This is a genomic window from Streptomyces sp. NPDC093097, assembly GCF_044754325.1.
Taxonomy (GTDB): Bacteria; Actinomycetota; Actinomycetes; order Streptomycetales; family Streptomycetaceae; genus Streptomyces.
Map to the genome: position 1 here is coordinate 71,606 of NZ_JBIVOW010000021.1, position 17,329 is coordinate 88,934.

Annotated in this window: 17 protein-coding genes; 13 read left to right on the forward strand and 4 right to left on the reverse strand. The window is 72.7% G+C overall.

Annotation, left to right across the window (positions count from 1 at the left end; all coding sequences use genetic code 11):
• Positions 1-60 precede the first annotated feature (60 nt).
• From ACIQE0_RS29745 to ACIQE0_RS29770, 6 genes are all read left to right on the forward strand, one after another.
• A complete protein-coding gene (locus ACIQE0_RS29745) occupies positions 61-1,206 on the forward strand; it encodes an ATP-binding protein (protein ID WP_402338048.1) in 1,146 nt (381 codons plus the stop codon).
• Positions 1,203-1,895, forward strand: coding sequence for a response regulator transcription factor (locus ACIQE0_RS29750; protein WP_402338051.1), 693 nt, complete (start codon positions 1,203-1,205; stop codon positions 1,893-1,895). Before ACIQE0_RS29745 ends, ACIQE0_RS29750 begins: the two co-directional genes overlap by 4 nt.
• 332 nt (positions 1,896-2,227) lie before the next feature.
• Positions 2,228-3,361: a non-hydrolyzing UDP-N-acetylglucosamine 2-epimerase gene (gene wecB / locus ACIQE0_RS29755; RefSeq protein WP_402338054.1), complete on the forward strand. Its 1,134-nt coding sequence runs from the start codon at positions 2,228-2,230 to the stop codon at positions 3,359-3,361.
• Positions 3,362-3,400: 39 nt separating this feature from the next.
• On the forward strand, positions 3,401-4,729 hold the full coding sequence (locus ACIQE0_RS29760; RefSeq protein ID WP_402338057.1) for a glycosyltransferase family 2 protein: 1,329 nt from the start codon (positions 3,401-3,403) through the stop codon (positions 4,727-4,729).
• 153 nt (positions 4,730-4,882) lie between these two features.
• Positions 4,883-5,062: a hypothetical protein gene (locus tag ACIQE0_RS29765; RefSeq protein WP_366337970.1), complete on the forward strand. Its 180-nt coding sequence runs from the start codon at positions 4,883-4,885 to the stop codon at positions 5,060-5,062.
• A gap of 454 nt (positions 5,063-5,516) precedes the next feature.
• Entirely contained in the window at positions 5,517-5,777 is a 261-nt protein-coding gene (locus ACIQE0_RS29770) for a hypothetical protein (protein ID WP_366337968.1), read from the forward strand.
• A 221-nt stretch (positions 5,778-5,998) separates the two neighbouring features.
• On the opposite strand, the gene ACIQE0_RS29775 is transcribed toward ACIQE0_RS29770, so the two are convergent.
• Entirely contained in the window at positions 5,999-7,249 is a 1,251-nt protein-coding gene (locus tag ACIQE0_RS29775; RefSeq protein WP_366337966.1) for an acyl-CoA dehydrogenase family protein, read from the reverse strand.
• Between the two features lie 176 nt (positions 7,250-7,425).
• Between ACIQE0_RS29775 and ACIQE0_RS29780 the strand changes: the two genes are divergently transcribed.
• The gene (locus ACIQE0_RS29780; protein ID WP_366337964.1) at positions 7,426-8,109 is read left to right on the forward strand and encodes a TetR family transcriptional regulator; all 684 of its coding nucleotides are present in this window, start codon (positions 7,426-7,428) and stop codon (positions 8,107-8,109) included.
• A gap of 55 nt (positions 8,110-8,164) precedes the next feature.
• Here the strand turns inward: ACIQE0_RS29780 and def are convergent, their stop codons facing one another.
• Positions 8,165-8,734 carry a peptide deformylase gene (gene def, locus ACIQE0_RS29785; protein WP_402338060.1) on the reverse strand — a complete coding sequence of 190 codons (570 nt, stop codon included), beginning with the start codon at positions 8,732-8,734 and terminating at the stop codon, positions 8,165-8,167.
• 187 nt (positions 8,735-8,921) lie between these two features.
• Between def and ACIQE0_RS29790 the strand changes: the two genes are divergently transcribed.
• The 5 genes from ACIQE0_RS29790 to ACIQE0_RS29810 all read left to right on the forward strand — a co-directional run bounded on the left by ACIQE0_RS29790 (position 8,922) and on the right by ACIQE0_RS29810 (position 13,652).
• On the forward strand, positions 8,922-10,160 hold the full coding sequence (locus ACIQE0_RS29790; RefSeq protein ID WP_366337960.1) for a MurT ligase domain-containing protein: 1,239 nt from the start codon (positions 8,922-8,924) through the stop codon (positions 10,158-10,160).
• Between the two features lie 29 nt (positions 10,161-10,189).
• Positions 10,190-10,918, forward strand: coding sequence for a glutamine amidotransferase (locus ACIQE0_RS29795; RefSeq protein ID WP_366337958.1), 729 nt, complete (start codon positions 10,190-10,192; stop codon positions 10,916-10,918).
• A 188-nt stretch (positions 10,919-11,106) separates the two neighbouring features.
• Positions 11,107-12,132, forward strand: coding sequence for a 6-phosphofructokinase (locus tag ACIQE0_RS29800; protein ID WP_366337956.1), 1,026 nt, complete (start codon positions 11,107-11,109; stop codon positions 12,130-12,132).
• A 117-nt stretch (positions 12,133-12,249) separates the two neighbouring features.
• On the forward strand, positions 12,250-13,209 hold the full coding sequence (locus ACIQE0_RS29805) for a cytochrome c oxidase assembly protein (protein ID WP_384092937.1): 960 nt from the start codon (positions 12,250-12,252) through the stop codon (positions 13,207-13,209).
• Between the two features lie 284 nt (positions 13,210-13,493).
• Entirely contained in the window at positions 13,494-13,652 is a 159-nt protein-coding gene (locus tag ACIQE0_RS29810) for a hypothetical protein (RefSeq protein WP_402338063.1), read from the forward strand.
• A gap of 50 nt (positions 13,653-13,702) precedes the next feature.
• Here ACIQE0_RS29810 and ACIQE0_RS29815 read toward each other — a convergent pair whose 3' ends face one another.
• On the reverse strand, positions 13,703-14,113 hold the full coding sequence (locus ACIQE0_RS29815) for an SSI family serine proteinase inhibitor (RefSeq protein ID WP_366336790.1): 411 nt from the start codon (positions 14,111-14,113) through the stop codon (positions 13,703-13,705).
• Positions 14,114-14,712: 599 nt separating this feature from the next.
• Positions 14,713-16,320: an alpha/beta hydrolase gene (locus ACIQE0_RS29820; protein WP_366336788.1), complete on the reverse strand. Its 1,608-nt coding sequence runs from the start codon at positions 16,318-16,320 to the stop codon at positions 14,713-14,715.
• A gap of 617 nt (positions 16,321-16,937) precedes the next feature.
• Here ACIQE0_RS29820 and ACIQE0_RS29825 point away from each other — a divergent pair.
• A complete protein-coding gene (locus tag ACIQE0_RS29825) occupies positions 16,938-17,321 on the forward strand; it encodes a hypothetical protein (RefSeq protein WP_366336786.1) in 384 nt (127 codons plus the stop codon).
• The last annotated feature ends 8 nt before the right edge of the window (positions 17,322-17,329 follow it).

Below are 17,329 nucleotides of genomic sequence, written 5' to 3' on the forward strand. Positions count from 1 at the left end.
GACCGCGGCCGGCTCCGCGAGATCCGCGAGCGCGCCCCGTTCCGCACGTACCGTGAGCGGGTGGACCGCACGCGCGACCGGCTTCAGGCCGTCCTGGAAGCACTGCCCAGGGCGGCGATCGTGCAGAGCGGCGACGCGCACGTGGTCGCCGTCAACCGCCGCTTCATCGAACTGTTCGGCCTCGCCGGGGTGGACCACTCCCCCGGCGCGCCCCTGGGACCCGTCGTCGAGGAGGTGGCCGGCCGGTTCGCGGTGCGCCCGGACCCGATCGGTGCCCGCAGCACCGCACTGGCCGCCCGCCGGGTGCACCGCGCCGCCGAGTTCCCGCTCGCCGACGGCCGGATCATCCGGCGCGAGACGGCGCCCCTGTACGACGCGGACGGGCAGCCCTTCGGCACGCTGTGGACCGCCGAGGACGTCACCGAGGCCAAGCGCCGCGAGCACGCGCTGCACCGCGACAACGCCGCACTCGCCGAACTCGCCCGCCGGCGCAACGAGTTCCTCGCCACCGCCTCGCACAACCTGCGCACCCCGCTGACCTCCGTCCTCAGCTTCTGCGACCTGCTCGCCGACCCGGCCTCCGGGCCGCTCGGCCCCGAACAGCGGGAGTTCCTCGCCGCCATCCGCCGCAACGCCGAGCGGATGGCATCGGTGATCACCGCACTGCTGGAGGCCGCGGCGGTGCGCGACCCCCGGCACCGCCTGGAGTTCGGCACGGTGGACGTCCCCGCGATGGTCGAGCACGCCGTACTGGACCGGATGCCGACGCTGACGGCGGCCGGGGTGTTCACCGTGCTGCGCTGCCGGCCCGGCCCCCCGCTGCACGGCGACGCGCACCGGCTGGCGCAGGTACTGGACAACCTCCTGGAGAACGCGGCCAAGTTCACCCCGCCCGGCGGCCTGGTCGAGATCGATGCCGCGGCGGACGGCGACACCTGGCGCATCGAGGTCGCGGACACCGGTATCGGCGTACCGGAGCAGTACCGGGAGGAGATCTTCTCCGGCTTCGTCCGGGCCCCCAACGCCGAACACGGCGGCTACCCGGGCACCGGCCTCGGCCTGGCCTTCAGCCGGGACATCGTGCGCCGGCACGGCGGCGAGCTGACGATCTCCGGCGCCCCGGGCCGGGGAGCGGTCTTCACCCTCCGCGTGCCGACCGGCGGGCCCGGGCCGCAGGACGCCGCGAACGGGACAGCCCCGCGGTGACCCGCATCCTCGTCGTCGAGGACGACCCCGACGTGGCGACCGCACTGCGCACCCTGCTCACCCGCGCCGGGTACGAGGTGCTGGCCGCCGACGACGGCCGCACGGGGCTGCGCCGGCTCTTCGCCGACGACCCCGACCTCATGGTGCTCGACATCGGCCTGCCCGGGCTGGACGGCTGGCAGGTACTGGAGCGCACCCGCGACCTGACCGATCTGCCGGTCCTGCTGCTGACCGCCCGCGGGGCCGAGAGCGACCGGGTGCGGGGCCTGCGGGCCGGGGCCGACGACTACCTGCCCAAACCGTTCGGCAACGACGAGTTGCTGGCCCGTATCGAGGCGCTGCTGCGGCGCGCCGCGCCCGCGCGCTGGGCCGGGACCGCGCAGGACGAGGCGCTGCGGCTGGTGCCCGAGCGGCGCTCGGCGGTCTGGCGGGGCGCGGAGGTCCGGCTCAGCGACATCGAGTACCGCCTGCTCCAGATGCTGGTCCGCAATCGCGGCCGGGTGGTCACCACCGACCAGTTGCTCGACCAGGTCTGGGACGATCCGCAGGGCATCGGCCGGGACCGGGTGAAGTTCGCCGTACTGCGGGTGCGGCGCAAGCTCCAGCAGGCGGCGGGCAGCCCGGAGAGCGACCCGATCGAGGCGGTCCGCGGGATGGGCTACCGCTATCGGGGCGGCGGGGGCGGCTGAGCGCGGTCGCGGTCGTGATGGGGCCTGGTTGCCCGGCCCCGTCGTCGCACGCGCGGCGTTCGCCCGGAGGGGCGTGCCGGCACCGGACGGCGGACGGCAGACGGCAGACGGCAGCACCACGACCGGGGCCGGGGCCGGGCCCGTCGACCATGGCGCGGGGTGACGCAGGTCCCGTCCGGGCCGGGACCAAGGTCCCGCGCCCGGTGGACGCAGGTCCCCACTTCGGGGCCGGAGCGGGATAGCAACCCTCGGGCAACCGAACGTCATCCCTCGCGGCAACGGACGGCGGCGACCTTGGTGGACGTCCCCGCCGGCCCCTCCCTGGAGTCACCATGTCCGCCCTGCCGCCGCGCAGCGTCACCGTCGTCCTGGGCACCCGCCCGGAGCTCGTCAAGCTCACCGAGCTGATCCGGCTGCTGGGGCCCGCCGCCCATGTCGTGCACACCGGGCAGCACTACGACGAGGAACTCTCCGGCCGCTTCCTGGCCGAGTTCGGCATCCCCGAGCCGACCTATCTGACCGGGGTCGGCGGACAGCCCCGCGCGGTGCAGATCTCGGCCGCGCTGGCCCAGCTCGACGCGGTGCTGCGAAACGGTCCCGCCCGGGCCGTGGTCGTCCAGGGCGACACCAACGCCGCCCTCGCCGGGGCGCTCGCCGCCAACGCCCGCGCCCTCCCGCTCCTCCACGTCGAGGCCGGACTGCGCAGCCACGACCGCACCATGCCCGAGGAGCACAACCGGGTACTGATCGACCGGCTCGCCGACGTGCTGTGCGCGGCGACGCCCGAGAACCGCGCCAACCTGCTCGCCGAGGGCGTCCCGGCGGACCGCATCGACGTCACCGGCAACACCGTGATCGAGGCGGTGCACCGCCAACTCCCCGCCGAACAGGACCGGTTGGCGCACCTGGCACGCCTCGGCCTGACCCCGGACGGCTATCTACTGGCCACCGTCCACCGGCCCGAGAACACCGACGACCCGGCCGCGCTGCGGGCCGTCCTCGGCGAACTGGCCGCACTGGCCGCCGAGGTGCCGGTCGTGCTGCCGCTCCACCCGCGCACCCGGGCCAGCGCCGAGGCCGCCGGGCTGTCCGCGCTGCTCGCCCCGCTGCGGGTGACCCGCCCACTGGGCTACCGGGACTTCCTGGCGCTGGCCCGGCACGCGGCGCTGCTGGTCTCGGACTCCGGGGGCGTCCAGGAGGAGGTGACGGTCCTGGGCCGGCCGCTGGTCGTGGTGCGCAACTCCACCGAACGCCCGGAGGCGATGGCCGACTTCGCCACCCTGGTCGCCCCGGGCCCGGAGCTCGGCCGGGCCGCACGGGAGCGGCTGGCCCTGGGGGCGGCCGGCCGCGCCCGACTGGCTGCGCTGCCCAGCCCGTTCGGCGACGGCCGGGCCTCGCAGCGGATCGCGGACCTGCTGGCCGGCCTGGTGACCGCGCACACCGCGCCGTACTCCGCGGCCGCCTGACCGCCCCGACCCGACCGCGCCGCCCCACCGGAGGACCCCGTGTTCGACAGCCTGCTGATCTTCCTCTTCCCCTTCGCCCTGCTGGCCTGCTTCCTGCTCTACTGGGCCGGGGCCCGCCACGCCTACCGCACCCGCCCGACTACCCAACCCGGCGACCCGGCCACGCTGGACTGGCACTTCTTCGTCCCCTGCCGGGACGAGGAGGCGGTGGTCGGCGCCACCGTCACCCAGCTGCGCGGCGACTTCCCCGCCGCCCACGTCTGGGTGATCGACGACGACAGCGACGACCGGACCGGCCGCATCGTCGCCGGGCTCGCCGAGGAGGACCGCCGGGTCCACCTCGTCCGCCGGGTCCGCCCGGACGCGCGGACCGGCAAGGGCGACGCGCTGAACGCCGCCTACGACCAACTCGGCGAGTTCCTGCCGGAGGACACCGACCGCTCCCGGGTCGTGGTGTGCGTGGTCGACGCCGACGGACGGCTGGACCGCGGCGCGCTGGCCGCCGCGGCGGGACCGACCGGCTTCGGCGACCCCGAGGTCGGCGGCGTACAGGTGGGCGTGCGGATCCGCAACGTCGACGACGAGCGCCCGCTGCCCGAGCGCGGTCGGTTCCTCAACTCCCTGGCCCGGCTGCTGGTTCGCGTCCAGGACATGGAGTTCGCGGTGTCCAACGCGGGGATGCAGCTGCTGCGGATGCGCACCGGCTCGGTGGGACTGGGCGGCAACGGCCAGTTCACCCGGCTGTCCGCGCTCGACCGGATCGCCGCCACCGAGCGCCGCCCGTGGAAGCGCGGCGCACTGCTGGAGGACTACGAGCTGGGCCTGCACATGATCCTGGCCGGCTTCCGGATCACCCACCTCCCCGACGCCTGGGTCTCCCAGGAGGGCCTGCCGCACCTGCGCCGACTGCTGACCCAGCGCACCCGCTGGGCACAGGGCAACCTCCAGTGCGTCCGCTACGCCCCGCGCATCGTCTCCTCCCGCCACTACGGCGGCCGGGGCGTACTGGAGACCTTGTACACCTTCTGCCAGCCGGTGGCCCACCTGGTGACACTGGGACTGACCGTGGCGCTGCTGGTGCTCGGGGGTCTCGGCGAGCTGTTCCTGTGGCCGCTGGCACCGATCCTGGCGGCGCTGGCCGTCGGCCCGTTCGTCCTGTGGGGGCCGCTGTACCGCCGCGACCACGCGCCGGAGGCGTCCCGGCTGACGGCGGTGCTGTGGGGCCTCGCGCTGTGGCTGTACGCCTACCACCTGTTCGTGGTGTCGGCCCGCGGTTTCGTACGGATGCTCCGGGGGCGCAACGGGTGGGCGAAGACCCGGCGCAATGCGGAGCCGGTGACCGACGGGCCGGTGGCCAGGGAGTCTTGACGGCCCGTCAGGACCGGTATCTCGCCATTCGGACGTGGAACTGATCACATACCCAGCAGCTCATGGTCCCGGCGTGGTTGGGTAGTCGGGCGCCGGCGGCGCGCCTGTGCCCGGCTGCCACCGCCTGCCCGAACAACCTTCAGGAGTCACCACATGCCCGCCCCCGTCCCCCTCCCCGCCTCCGCGCCTGCCCCGGCGAGCGGTTCACCGATCTACGAGAGCCTGGTCTCGAAACACGGCGACGTGGTCGCCGAGAGCCGTCGTGCCGCGCAGGAGACCCAACGGGAGGCCGACCGGCTGCTGCACTTCGCCCCGCGGGACGGCAGGGACTGACCGACCGACATCGGAGGCGGGCCGAGGCGGATGCCCGGCCCTCCTCCGACGGTGCCTGCGCCCCGCTGCCGAGCCCCCATACACAAAAAAAGACCCGATCCCTCGTCTCACCCACCGAGACACCCTCACCGCTCAGGCACGGCGCCGACCGAACGCACCGGTGCCCGCCTGAAGAAAACAGGCGCGCACCGGCGTATCAACCCTTCCCACTCCAGGTACGGCTACTTGAACCAGTACCGGACGCCCTTGTGGCGCGAGCAGGTGCCTGAGAAGTGGATCGCGGCGGCCAGTCATCCGGCAGCACCTCGGGGCCGGACCGCGGATCATGAACGTGCCGGCTGGGCAGCCAGTCACAGGCGAAGAGAGGGATCCGAACCGTCACCGGGCTGCCTCTCCGGTTGCCAGTCACCTGGGCTAGCGTGACTGGCAGCGCATGAGGGGCCTGGAGGGCGAGATGAGCGACGGCGACGTGTCCGAGGGCGTCTTCTGGACGATCAGGGTGACCCAGCCGATCATGGTTCACCTCGGCCCCCTCCGGTGCCCGCAGTGTGATGCGGATCGGGACTGGATGGCGTTCGGCGCGTGGACGGATCCGGTACGGCTCGTATGCCCTGTCGGGCACGGCTGGACGCCCTGGGAGGACGACCCGGCGAAGGGCCGGTCGCTGATGCAGGAACTCATACTCGCCAGCGGCATCGAGGAATCCCAAGGCTGAACAGGCGGGGCCTTCGCCAGTCGGCTTCGCGCTCTGCGCATCTCAACAACGGTCAGTCATCCGGCAGTTGGGGTTCGCACCTCCCAGCCACAAGCCCTCTCCGAGGGATCTCCGGCAAGCTGTCCGAGGCGTGCGGATAAGCCGGAAGGACCCTGCTCCCGGTGGAGTGGGGCCCTTCCGGTGTGACGGCGATCGGCGTGCGCCTTGCAGGGAATCACCCGCTAGCGGATCGGCATTCCCGACAGCGTGCGGGCGATGACCAGGCGCTGGATCTCGCTGGTGCCCTCGAAGATCGTGTAGATGGCGGCGTCGCGGTGCATCCGCTCGACCGGGTACTCGCGGGTGAAGCCGTTGCCGCCGAGGATCTGGATCGCCTGGCCGGTGACCTTCTTGGCCGTCTCACTGGCGAAGAGCTTGGACATCGAGCCCTCGGCATGCTCGAACTTCTTGCCCGTGACGGCCATCCAGGAGGCGCGCCAGACCAGGAGCCGGGCGGCGTCGATCTGGGTGCGCATATCGGCCAGTTGGAAGGCCACGCCCTGGTTGTCGATGATCGGGCGGCCGAACTGCTCGCGGGTCCTGGCGTACTCCAGGGCCTCCTCGTAGGCCGCGCGGGCGGTGCCGACGGCCATCGCGCCGACGGCCGGGCGGGACGCCTCGAAGGTGGCCATCGCGGCGTTCTTGACCCTCCCCCAGCCTCCGGCCGGGGGGACCCCCATGCCGCCCTTGGCGCGCTCGCGGGCGCGGGCCAGTCGCTCGTCGAGCTTGTCCTTGCCGCCGAGCAGGCAGTGGCCGGGGACCCGGACGTTCTCCAGCACCACCTCGGCGGTGTGCGAGGCACGGATGCCGTGCTTCTTGAACTTCTGGCCCTGGGAGAGGCCGGGGGTGTTCGGCGGGACGATGAAGGAGGCGTGGCCCTTGGAGCCGAGGTCCGGGTCGACGACCGCGACCACGACGTGGACGCCTGCGATGCCGCCGTTGGTGGCCCAGGTCTTGGTGCCGTTGAGCACCCACTCGTCCTTGGCCTCGTCGTAGACGGCGCGGGTGCGCATGGAGGCGACGTCGGAGCCGGCGTCCGGCTCCGAGGAGCAGAAGGCGGCGACCTTGACGTCGTTCGCGTCGCCGTACATCTGCGGGACCCAGGTGCCGATCTGCTCCTCGGTGCCGTTGGCCAGCACGCCGACGGCGGCCAGGCCGGTGCCCACGATGGAGAGCGCGATGCCGGCGTCGCCCCAGAACAGCTCCTCCATGGTCATCGGGATGCCGAGGCCGGTGGGGTCGAAGAACTGCTGGGCGTAGAAGTCGAGGGAGTACAGGCCGATCTTGGCGGCCTCCTGGATCACCGGCCAGGGGGTCTCCTCGCGCTCGTCCCACTCGGCGGCCGCGGGGCGGATCACGTCGGCGGCGAAGCCGTGAATCCAGTCACGGACTTCCTTCTGCTCGTCGTTGAGTTCCATCGTGAACTCGGCCATGTCCCCTCCAGTGGTGCGCCGGCCAGCCGTTACTTCTGGTAACCAGAGTCTGTTACTCGTCAGTAATGGATGTCAACTCCTCCCAGGAGCCGAATACACCGCGAAGTTCGGGTGTCACGAGTGCGGGTGTTACGTTGCGCGAACACCACGGATTCACAAGGGTGGGGAGCGCGACCATGGACCGCATCGACAGCGCCGGACAGACCGGCACCGACCAGGCCGGATCGGACGGCGGCGACCGGCGGAACGCCACCGAGCGCAGACGGCGGGAACTGCTGGAGGCCGCCGAGCGCATCGTGCTGCGCGACGGCCCGGAAGCGTCGATGAACGCCATCGCCGCCGAGGCCGGCATCACCAAGCCGATCCTCTACCGGCACTTCGGCGACAAGGGCGGCCTCTACCGCGCCCTCGCCGTCCGGCACACCGACGCCCTGCTGGCCAACCTCCGGGCCGCCCTGGACGCCCAGGCACTGCGCCGGGAACGCGTCGAAGCCACCCTCGACGCCTATCTGGTCGCCATCGAGACCCGGCCGCAGGTCTACCGCTTCCTGATGCACCCGGCGGACGAGGACATCCCCTCGGAGTCCGGCTTCGACGTGGGCCGGCACTCCGCCCCCCTGCTGCGCCGGCTCGGCGAGGAACTGGCCACGGTCATCGCCGAACGGCTCGACCTGGAGCCGGACGGCGCCGAGCGGGCCCGGGTGTGGGGGCACGGCATCGTCGGCATGATGCACGCCGCCGGCGACTGGTGGCTGCGCGAACGCCCCTTCCCCCGGGAGCAGTTGGTGCGCCACCTCGCCGATCTGCTGTGGGGCCAGCTGGCCGTCGTCGAGGACCTCGCCGGCGGCCCCGGCTTCTAGGGTGTGTCTTCTGCAGACACGCCCTGGGGCCTGGACGAGCTTCCGGGCCCCGCCGTCAGACGGACTCCACCGCCCGGTCCTCCGTCGCCGCCGCCCACGGGGCACGGGCGACCGCGCGCAGCGCCCGGCGGCGGCGGAGACCGGTGAGGTGGTCGACGTAGAGGCCGCCGCCGAGGTGGTCGCACTCGTGCTGGAGGCAGCGGGCGAAGAAGCCGGTGCCGGTCACCGTAACCGGCTCGCCCGTGACGTCGAAGCCGGTCACCACGGCATGGTCGTGGCGCGAGGTGCCGGCCTCGATACCGGGCAGCGACAGACAGCCCTCGGGGCCGCGGAAGACCGGACCGTCCGCCTCGACCAGCGTCGGGTTCACGAGGTGCCCCAGGTGCCGGCGCTCCTCGTCGTCGGGGCAGTCGTAGACGAACACCCGCAGCGGGACGCCGATCTGGTTGGCGGCCAGGCCCACGCCGTTCGCGGCGTACATCGTCGCGAACATGTCCTCGACCAGCGCGGCCAGTTCACCGTCGAAGGTGGTGACCTCCTCGCAGGGCCGGGTGAGGACCGGATCGCCGTACAGGCGCATGGGACGAGGACGGCCGGAACTGCCGGGGATGGTGCGGTGGCGCATGGGCCCAGCGTACGGGCCGGACCGTCCGGACGACGTCACACGGGTGGCGGAATTCGGGTCGGCCGCCGGATCTCGATAGTCTGATCCCCGACCGAAGCCTCCGGCCGGTCGGCGGCCGCGGAGGAGACCCGTTCTCCCGGCAGCCCTCAGGGCAGGAGCGCGCCGGATGCAAGGAGGATCTAGGACGATGGCAGGCAACACGGAGCCGCTGTCGCCGCGGGCCAAGCTGGCCGTGACGGCCGGCAAGGCCGCGGCAGCGGTGTCGCGCGCGGCGGGCCGCGGCAGCGGATCGGTGATCGGCGGCCGGGTGGCACTCAAACTCGACCCCGACCTGCTGGCCTCGCTGGCCAGGCACCTGGACGTGATCTTGGTCTCCGCCACCAACGGCAAGACGACCACGACCCGGCTGATCGCCGAGGCGCTGCGGGCCGCCGGCCCGGTGGTTTCCAACGCGCTGGGCGCCAACATGCCCGCCGGGATCACGTCGGCGCTGGCAGGCGGCTCGGACGCCAAGTTCGGCGTCATCGAGGTGGACGAGAAGTACCTGGCCACGGTGGCGCGGGACGTCACCCCCAAGGCCATAGCGCTGCTGAACCTCTCGCGGGACCAGCTCGACCGCGCCGCGGAGACCCGCATGCTGGCCGAGCACTGGCGCGAGGGGCTGTCCGGCTCCAAGGCGCTGATCGTCGCCAACGCCGACGACCCGCTGATCGTGTGGGCCGCCTCGGCGTCCGCGAACGTGGTGTGGGTCGCGGCCGGCCAGGAGTGGAAGGACGACGCCTGGTCCTGCCCCTCGTGCGGCGGGGTCATGCAGCGGCCGGGCGACGACTGGTTCTGCGCCGAGTGCGGTTTCCGCCGCCCGACGCCCACCTGGGCGCTCTCCGGCGACCACGTGCTGGACCCGCACGGCAGCGCATGGCCGATCAAGCTGCAGCTGCCGGGCCGCGCCAACAAGGCGAACGCCACCAGCTCCGCCGCCGTCGCGGCCGCCTTCGGCGTGCCGCCGCAGGTGGCCCTGGAGCGGATGTACTCGGTGCAGGCGGTGGCCGGCCGCTACGACGTGGTCACCTTCCAGGACCGGGAGCTGCGGCTGCTGCTGGCGAAGAACCCGGCCGGCTGGCTGGAGACGTTCTCGCTCATCGACGGCCCGCCCACCCCGGTGATCATGTCGGTGAACGCGCGCGGCGCGGACGGCACCGACACCTCCTGGCTGTGGGACGTGGACTACCCCCGGCTGGCCGGGCACCCGATCTTCCTGCTGGGCGACCGCAAGCTGGACCTCGCGGTGCGCCTGGAGGTCGCCGGGCTCGACTTCGAGGTGTGCGAGAGCCTCGACGAGGCGGTCCAGATGGCGCCGCCCGGTCGGATCGAGGTCATCGCCAACTACACGGCCTTCCAGGACCTGCGCCGCCGCGTGGGCAACTGAGCGCGTTTCACGGACAAGGACGAGCGAGCATGAGTGACAACAGCCTGCGCGTGGTGTGGATCTACCCGGATCTGCTGAGCACCTACGGCGACCAGGGCAACGTCCTGGTGGTGGAGCGGCGGGCGCGCCAGCGCGGCCTGGACGTCCAGCGCCTGGACGTCCGGTCCGACCAGCAGCTCCCCACCTCGGGGGACATCTACCTGATCGGCGGCGGCGAGGACCGGCCGCAGCGGCTGGCCGCCGAGCGACTGATCCGGGACGGCGGTCTGGAACGCGCGGTCTCCAACGGCGCGATCGTCTTCTCGGTGTGCGCCGGCTACCAGATCCTGGGCCACGAGTTCATCAACGACCTCGGCGAGCGCCAGCAGGGCCTGGGGCTGCTGGACGTGGTGAGCACCCGCGGCGAGGGCGAGCGGTGCGTCGGTGACGTACTGGCCGACATCGACCCGAAGTTGGGGCTGCCGCCGCTGACCGGCTTCGAGAACCACCAGGGCGTGACGCACCTGGGCCAGAGCGCCCGGCCGTTCGCCAAGGTCCGGTTCGGCAACGGCAACGGCGTCGGCGACGGCTACGAGGGCGCGTACAACGAGACCGTCTTCGGTACGTACATGCACGGCCCCGTGATGGCCCGCAACCCGCACATCGCGGACCTGCTGATCAAGCTGGCGCTGGACGTCAACGCGCTGCCGCCGGCCGACGACCGGTGGTACGACGCGCTGCGCGAGGAGCGGATCGCGGCGGCGTCGCAGACCGCCTGACGGGCTCCGGCACGTCGTACGACGGCCGGATCCGGGTCGACTGGCCCGGATCCGGCCGTTTTCCGTCGGCGGGTGTCCGCACTTCGGTCGCCCGTGTGCCGGGACGCCGCGCGCTTGTAGGCTGAGCGTGATTCCCGCCGGACGACGGCGTCCGGGCGTCCGGTTGACTTGCAGAGGGTTCTACAGCAATGCGTATGGGTGTCCTCACGTCCGGGGGCGACTGCCCCGGCCTGAACGCCGTCATCAGGTCCGTCGTGCATCGCGCCACCGCCGACCACGGCGACGAGGTGATCGGCTTCAAGGACGGCTGGAAGGGCCTGCTGGAGTGCGATTACCGCAAGCTCGACCTGGATGCCGTCGGCGGCATCCTGGCGCGCGGCGGCACCATCCTCGGCTCGTCGCGGGTGCAGCCCGCGCATCTGCGCGACGGGGTCGAGCGGGCCCGCGGCCACGTCGCCGAGCTGGGGCTGGACGCGATCATCCCGATCGGCGGCGAGGGCACGCTGAAGGCGGCGCGGCTGCTGTCCGACGCCGGCCTGCCGATCGTCGGGGTGCCCAAGACCATCGACAACGACATCGCCGTCACCGACGTCACCTTCGGCTTCGACACCGCGGTCGGGGTGGCCACCGAGGCGCTGGACCGCCTCAAGACCACCGCCGAATCGCACCAGCGCGTGATGATCGTCGAGGTGATGGGACGGCACACCGGCTGGATCGCGCTGCACTCGGGCATGGCGGCCGGCGCGCACGCGATCGTGGTGCCGGAGCGGCCCTTCGACATCGACGAGCTGACCGCCCGGGTCGCCGAGCGCTTCGAGGCCGGCAAGAAGTTCGCGATCGTGGTGGTCGCGGAGGGCGCCAAACCGCGCCCGGGCACCATGGCCTTCGACGAGGGCGGCACCGACATGTACGGGCACGAGCGGTTCGCCGGGGTCGCCCGGCAGCTGTCGGTGGAGCTGGAGCACCGGCTCGGCAAGGAGGCCCGTCCGGTCATCCTCGGCCACGTCCAGCGCGGCGGTACGCCGACCGCCTACGACCGGGTGCTGGCCACCCGCTTCGGCTGGCACGCCGTCGAGGCCGCCCACCGCGGGCAGTTCGGGATGATGACCGCGCTGCGCGGCACGGACATCACGCTGGTGCCGCTCGCCGAGGCGGTGGCCAGCCTGAAGACGGTGCCCGGCGAGCGCTATGACGAGGCCGAATGCGTGCTGTGACCCGTTCGTAGCCCTCCTTCGGGACGCGACTTCCTACAGGCGCCCCCGGCCGCTGTACCGGCCGGGGGCGCCTCTAGGCTTGTCGCCGGAGCATTGGTACGAAACAGGAGCGAGCGGATGCATCACAGCGGGCATGGCATGGACGGCATGAACATGGACCTGCCGCCGTTCACGCTCGGGCGGGGCCTCGCGTTCGGCGGTGATGTGTTCTTCCTCGTCGGCTGCCTGCTGGCGCTGGCGCTGTACGGCTGGGCGGTGGTCCGGCTGCGACGGCGCGGGGATGCCTGGCCGATGGGCCGGACCGTGGGCTGGGTGCTCGGCGTGCTGACCGTGGCCCTGTCGATGTGCACCAAGCTGAACGACTACGGCATGGTGATGTTCAGCGTGCACATGGTCCAGCACATGATCGTCAGCATGCTCTCGCCGATCCTGCTGCTGCTCGGGGCGCCGGTGACGCTGGCGCTGCGCGCGCTGCCGACCGCCGGGCGCGGCCGCAAGGGCCCGCGCGAGCTGCTGGTGGCGCTGCTGCACAGCCGCTACATGCGGGTGATCACGCACCCGGCGTTCACCATCCCGATGTTCATCGCCAGCCTCTACGCGCTGTACTTCTCGCCGCTGTTCGACTTCCTGATGCAGTCCCGGGCCGGGCACATCGCGATGATGGTGCACTTCCTCGCGGTGGGCCTGGTCTTCTTCTGGCCGATCATGGGCGTGGACCCCGGCCCGCACCGTCCGGGGCACATCATGCGGATCCTGGAGCTGTTCGCGGGGATGCCCTTCCACGCGTTCTTCGGCATCGCGCTGATGATGGCCACCGAGCCGATGGTGGACACCTTCCTGCACCCCCCGGCCTCGCTGGGCATCGAGGCGCTGGCCGACCAGCAGGCCGCCGGCGGCATCGCCTGGGCGTTCAGCGAGATCCCCTCGGTGGTGGTGCTGATCGCGCTGGTCTACCAGTGGTACAAGTCCGAGGAGCGCGTCTCGCAGCGCGCGGACCGGGCCGCGGCGCGGAACGGCGACAAGGACCTCGCGGACTACAACGCCTATCTGGCATCGCTCCACGCGCGGGGGCGGTGAGCGGAGCGATCCACCGCGAGCGGCCGGAAACGGCCGTCGGGCGCGGAAGGTCATCTGGCGGCGCGGGCCGCGGGCCGGGGCCGGGGGGCCGCGGGGCCGGGGCGCCGCGGGTTTCCCCCCGCGGGGGGGGGGGGGGGGGCGCGGCCCCCCCCCGGGGGCGGGGCGGGCGGGGGGGGGGGGGCGGGCCGGGCGCGGGGGGGGCGGGGGCGGGGGCGGGGGGGGGGGGCCCGGCGCCGCGCCCCGCGGCGTTTTCCCCGGCGGGCGGAGTTGAGGAGGTTGCGGCGGTGCCCCGATCTGCCAGGACGATGGCCGTGTGCACGGTGTGCGGGCTGGTGGCGGCGACCGTCTACAGCGTGGTCTTCGGGGGGAACGGTCTGGTCTGGTTCCTGTGGAGTGTCCTGGCGCTGGCGACGGTCGGGGTGCTGACGGCCCGGCGGGTGTGAGCCGCGGCGGGAACCGGCCGCCGCGGGGCGGCGGTTGCGGGGACGGACGGTCAGAAGCGGAAGACCGGACCGGTGGCGACGTCCATCGTGCAGGCGTTGGCGAACTCCCGGCGCCAGTTGACCGGCACGCCCCGCCAGTTGCCGGAGGCGGTGACGGTGACCGGGTCGTACTCCCGGGTGCAGGGGTGGAGCTCGCCCCGCAGGGCGTTCAGATCGCCGTGCGCCCAGGCCAGTTCGTCACAGGCGGCGGCGCCGTGCGGATGGGCGCCGCGGAGGTCGGGGCAGGTGAGCCGCACACCGTGGATCCAGGTGTCGCGGGCGCCGGACACGGTCAGGAAGAGGCCGTCGGCGGTGTCCGGGGCGGCGGCGCGGGCGGATGCCGCGCCGAGTGCGGCGCACAGTGCCACGGTCATGCCCGCGGCCACGGTGGCGCGGGAGGTTCGGCGTCGGCTCACGGGCATCGGGTCTCCTGGATCGCTCGGGGCGCCGTCCCGGTGGGGAGCGCGCGGTGGCGCCGGGGACGGACGACGGACGGCGCCGGCGGCCCCGGGGCCTGTCGTCACCTTCCCGCCGTCGTCCGAAGGGCGGCCCCGCGGCATCTGGTGCGTGCTCTCGGTGTGCGGGGGAAGCCCCTGCGGACGTACTGGGGCTTTCGCCCGGTGCGGCGAGAGCGCGTGCCAGGCGTCGCGGGGTGACGACAGGCCCCAGGCCACCCCTCCTCGTCCCGGCGTACAAGGGGCCACGCCGTGCGGTCGCCCGGACGGGCCCGTGGACGCGCGGACGCCGCGGTGCCGGGAGCGTGACGGAGCGGCTCCCGGCACCGCGACGGCGACGGCCCCGCCCGCGCGGAACGGCGGAGGCGGGGCGTGGGGCGGCGGCCGGCGCGGACCGACAGCACGGCCTTCGCCGCGCTGTTCCCGGGCTGACGGCACGCCTGGGCCCACTCGTCGCGCTCCCGTCTGCCGGGCGGGCAACGGGAGTCCGACGGCGGGGCCCGGCATCGGCCGGACACGCGCCGGGGGCGGCCGGGAGGAAGATCCCGACCGCCCCCGGTGGTGGGTCAGCCGGCGGCCTTGGCCGTCTGCTTCGCCGGGACGGGCGTGGCGTGCGGGGCGCAGGTGACGTCCGTGGGGTCCGTGGTGCCCTTCAGGAAGTACGCGTCGACCCGCTCGTTGATGCAGGGGTTGACCTGGCCGGTGACGCCGTGCGAACCGGCGTCCCGCTCGGTGATCATGCGGGAGCCCGCGAGCCGCTTGTGCAGCTCGACGGCGCCGCCGTACGGGGTCGCCGCGTCACGGGTGCTCTGCACGATCAGCACCGGCGGCAGGCCCTTGCCGGTCTTGACCTCGACCGGGGTCTGCTGCTTGACCGGCCAGGTGGCGCAGGGCAGGTTCATCCAGGCGTTGGACCACGTCATGAACGGGGCCTGCTGGTGGATGCGGGTGTTGTCGCGGTCCCACTTGCTCCAGCTGGTGGGCCACTTGGTGTCCGTGCACTCGACGGCGGTGTAGACCGCGTTGCCGTTCTCGGACTGGATGTTGCCGGCCTTGTCGTCGGGGTGCGGCCCGGCGCTGTCGATCAGCGGCTGGGCGTTGCCGGCCAGGTAGGCGCTCCACGCCTGGGCGACCTCGGCCCACGCGCTGTCGTAGTACGGGGCGTTCTGGAAGAAGCCGGTGAGTTCGGCGGGGCCGACCACCCCGCCGATGGGCTGCTTCTTGGCGGCGGCGCGAAGCTTCTCCCAGGCGGCCTGGACCTTCTCGGGGGTGTCCCCGATGTGGTAGGCGGCGTCGTTCTTGGCCACCCACTGCTTCCAGTCGCCCCAGCGGGTCTGGAAGGCGACGTCCTGGTCGAGGTTGGCCTGGTACCAGACCGACTCGCGCGAGGGGTTGACGACGCTGTCGACCAGCATCCGGCGGACGTGGTCGGGGAAGAGCGTGGCGTAGACCGCGCCGAGGTAGGTGCCGTAGGAGACGCCGAGGTAGTTGAGCTTCTTCTCACCGAGCGCGGCGCGGACCACGTCCAGGTCGCGGGCGGTGTTGGGCGTCGTCATCTGCGACAGCATCTCGCGGCCGGTGCGCTCCAGGCAGCCCTGGGCGTACTGGCGGGCGAGCTTGCGCTGGGCGCGCTTGTCCGCCTCGCTGTCCGGCACCGGGTCGGCCTTGGGAGCCTTGACGAACTCCTGCGGGTCCTGGCACGAGATCGCCGCGGAGTGGCCCACGCCCCGGGGGTCGAAGCCCACGAAGTCGTATGCCTGGGCGGTCTTGACCCACAGCGCGCTCTTGTTGGTGATCCGGGTCGGGAAGCGCATGCCCGAACCACCGGGGCCACCGGGGTTGTAGAGGAGTGCGCCCTGCCGCTGCTCGGGGCCGCCGGTGGCGACGGCCCGGTCGACGGCGATCTTGATGGTGTGGCCGTTGGGCTTGGCGTAGTCGACCGGGACGGTGACAAAGCCGCACTGGATCGGGGCCTTCAGGCCCCAGTCGGCCGGGCAGTCCTGCCACTTGATGCCGGCCTTGGCGGCACGGGCGGCGGCGAGCGCGACGCCGCGTGCCTCGGCCTTGCCGCCGGTTCGCTGTTCGCCCGCGGCTGCGGGCGTGGCTATCGCGCCGGCGAGGAGTGCGCCGGTCACCAGAGTGCCGGCGGCGCCGAGCGCTACTGTTCGTCTCACGTGGTTGATCCCCCTGCATGGTGCGCCGCGTCGCGGCGATGATCACAGAGCTACAGGGGGATCCTGTCGTGTACGGGCCACGTTTGAACAGATTGCGCCACAATTTCTTTATCAATCCGTAGGGTTGGCGCACGCGAGAGCGGGAACGGTCGCCTGCCGCGGCACTTGACCGACGGCCCCCTCGCCCCATTCCACCGACGCGCGCCACGATGTCCGACCGCGCCCGTGGCGGGGTCCGTCCGGGACGTCGGCGGGTCCTTCCGCGCCGTCGGGCGGCCGGATGGCCTCCCCTCCCAGCGCTTGGTTTCGGCCAGTTGGTAAACCCACGAGGGGCGCACGGGGACGCCGGGCCGTGCGCCGGTTGAACGCTGGCCAACAGGCGGCTGCGCGGGGGTGAGCGGGCGTACGCCCGCGGTCAACAGAGGGCCGACAACGGGCCGACGAGAGGTGAGAACAGGCCAATTGACCCCGGCCTCACGCATATGCCGGTGCGCTTCACGCCGCCTTCAGTAACCTTCCGTGCAGGCTCTCCCACAGACCGCAAACGTGGGAGAGCCTCGCGTTTTGTTTTGTCCTGTGCTGCGCCGCATGGCGCGCTCGCCGGAGGGAGACGTCAGGTGCCCGGTATCGACCAGGTGTTGGCCCGTGCGATGGGGATACCCGGAGTCCGGGGGGCCGGTCTGACCGACTGGACCAGCGGGCTGACGTTGGGCACCGTCGGGCAGGCCCCGCACGGTGACCACGAGGCGGCGGCCGCGGACACCGCCGAGGTGGTCCAGTCGGTGGCGCGGAACGCCACGTTCGACACCACGGGCGGGAACGGCGAACCGCTGGAGGACCTGATCATCACGGCGGGGAGCAGCTACCACCTCATCCGCCTGATCCCCACCGCCTTCGACAGCCAGACCTGCCTCCATCTCTGGCTGGACCGGACGCAGGCCAATCTGGCCATCGCCCGATTGCGCCTGCGAGAACTGGCGGCGGAGCTGGTGACGGGCTGACGTCGCGC

Bases quoted from the DNA above. Each gene is read 5' to 3' on its own strand.
- wecB (WP_402338054.1), top strand. From the start codon at position 2,228: ATGTCCGCCCTGCCGCCGCGCAGCGTCACCGTCGTCCTGGGCACCCGC.
- ACIQE0_RS29765 (WP_366337970.1), top strand. From the start codon at position 4,883: ATGCCCGCCCCCGTCCCCCTCCCCGCCTCCGCGCCTGCCCCGGCGAGC.
- ACIQE0_RS29770 (WP_366337968.1), top strand. From the start codon at position 5,517: ATGAGCGACGGCGACGTGTCCGAGGGCGTCTTCTGGACGATCAGGGTG.
- ACIQE0_RS29775 (WP_366337966.1), bottom strand. From the start codon at position 7,249: ATGGCCGAGTTCACGATGGAACTCAACGACGAGCAGAAGGAAGTCCGT.
- ACIQE0_RS29780 (WP_366337964.1), top strand. From the start codon at position 7,426: ATGGACCGCATCGACAGCGCCGGACAGACCGGCACCGACCAGGCCGGA.
- def (WP_402338060.1), bottom strand. From the start codon at position 8,734: ATGCGCCACCGCACCATCCCCGGCAGTTCCGGCCGTCCTCGTCCCATG.
- ACIQE0_RS29790 (WP_366337960.1), top strand. From the start codon at position 8,922: ATGGCAGGCAACACGGAGCCGCTGTCGCCGCGGGCCAAGCTGGCCGTG.
- ACIQE0_RS29795 (WP_366337958.1), top strand. From the start codon at position 10,190: ATGAGTGACAACAGCCTGCGCGTGGTGTGGATCTACCCGGATCTGCTG.
- ACIQE0_RS29800 (WP_366337956.1), top strand. From the start codon at position 11,107: ATGCGTATGGGTGTCCTCACGTCCGGGGGCGACTGCCCCGGCCTGAAC.
- ACIQE0_RS29805 (WP_384092937.1), top strand. From the start codon at position 12,250: ATGCATCACAGCGGGCATGGCATGGACGGCATGAACATGGACCTGCCG.
- ACIQE0_RS29815 (WP_366336790.1), bottom strand. From the start codon at position 14,113: ATGCCCGTGAGCCGACGCCGAACCTCCCGCGCCACCGTGGCCGCGGGC.